Here is a 1,488-nt window from a genome sequence, read left to right as displayed (position 1 = left end):
ATCACCAGCCTGAGCGACAAGATCACGCTGCGTACCGATGGCGACGATGCCCGTCGCCCCTCGTTCGCACTCAACCGCATCGGTGACAACATCAGCCTGCGTTTCGCCGGCATCCCGATGGGGCATGAATTCACCTCGCTGGTGCTCGCCCTGCTGCAGGTTGGCGGCCATCCGTCGAAGACCGCACCGGAAGTCATCGAGCAGATCCAGAACCTCGATGGCGAGTACAACTTCGAAACCTACTTTTCGCTGTCCTGCCAGAACTGCCCGGATGTGGTTCAGGCGCTGAATCTGATGGCGGTGCTCAACCCCAACATTCGCCATGTCGCGATCGACGGCGCGCTGTTCCAGGAAGAAGTCAGCGTTCGGCAAATCATGTCGGTGCCGAGCATCTACCTTAACGGCGAGCTGTTTGGTCAGGGTCGCATGGGCGAGGAAGAGATTCTCGCCAAGCTCGACACCGGTGCTTCGGCCCGTGATGCCGAAAAGCTCAGCGCCAAGGACCCGTTCGACGTGCTGGTCGTCGGCGGTGGTCCGGCCGGCGCTGCCGCTGCGATCTATGCCGCGCGCAAGGGCATCCGCACCGGTGTCGCCGCCGAGCGCTTCGGCGGTCAGGTGCTGGACACGATGGCCATCGAGAACTTCATCTCGGTCAACGAGACCGAAGGCCCGAAGCTGGCCCGCGCGCTGGAAAACCACGTGCGCGAGTACGACGTCGACATCATGAACCTGCAGCGCGCTGCGGCCCTGATTCCAGCCTCGACCGAGGGTGGACTGCATGAGATCAAATTGGAGAACGGCGGATCGCTGAAGGCCAAGACGTTGATCCTCGCTACCGGTGCGCGTTGGCGCGAAATGAACGTGCCGGGTGAACAGGAATACCGTGGCCGTGGCGTCGCCTACTGCCCGCACTGCGACGGCCCGCTGTTCAAAGGTAAGCGTGTGGCGGTAATCGGTGGCGGCAACTCAGGCGTGGAAGCGGCCATCGACCTGGCCGGCATCGTCGCCCAGGTCACCCTGCTCGAGTTTGACAGCCAGCTGCGTGCCGATGCCGTGCTGCAGAAGAAGCTTTACAGCCTGCCCAACGTCACGGTGATCACCAGTGCGCTGACCAGCGAGGTCACCGGCGACGGGCAGAAGGTCAACGGCCTGGTCTACAAGGATCGCAACTCCAGCGAGTTCCACACGTTGGAGCTGGAAGGCATCTTCGTGCAGATCGGTCTGTTGCCCAACTCCGATTGGCTGAAGGGCACCGTTGAGCTCACTTCGCGCGGCGAGATCATCGTCGATGCGCGTGGCGAAACCTCGCTGCCGGGTATCTTCGCCGCGGGTGATGTGACCACCGTGCCGTACAAGCAGATTGTCATTGCCGTCGGCGAAGGTGCCAAGGCCTCGCTGAGTGCCTTCGACCACCTGATCCGCAGCTCCGTCGTCGACTGAACCTGAGGTAACGAAAAAGGGGGAGCAGATTTCGGTCTGCTCCCCCTT

1 protein-coding gene is annotated in these 1,488 nt (G+C 62.3%); it reads left to right on the top strand.

Annotated features, from left to right (window positions below; genetic code table 11):
• Positions 1-1,440: alkyl hydroperoxide reductase subunit F (gene ahpF / locus H3028_RS21010; RefSeq protein WP_181299130.1), on the top strand; the 1,440-nt coding region annotated here is incomplete at its 5' end.
• Between the last annotated feature and the right edge of the window lie 48 nt (positions 1,441-1,488).

Source organism: Pseudomonas sp. Q2-TVG4-2 (assembly GCF_013620795.1).
Taxonomy (GTDB): Bacteria; Pseudomonadota; Gammaproteobacteria; order Pseudomonadales; family Pseudomonadaceae; genus Stutzerimonas.
This window is presented reverse-complemented; position numbering and strand designations above follow the sequence as displayed.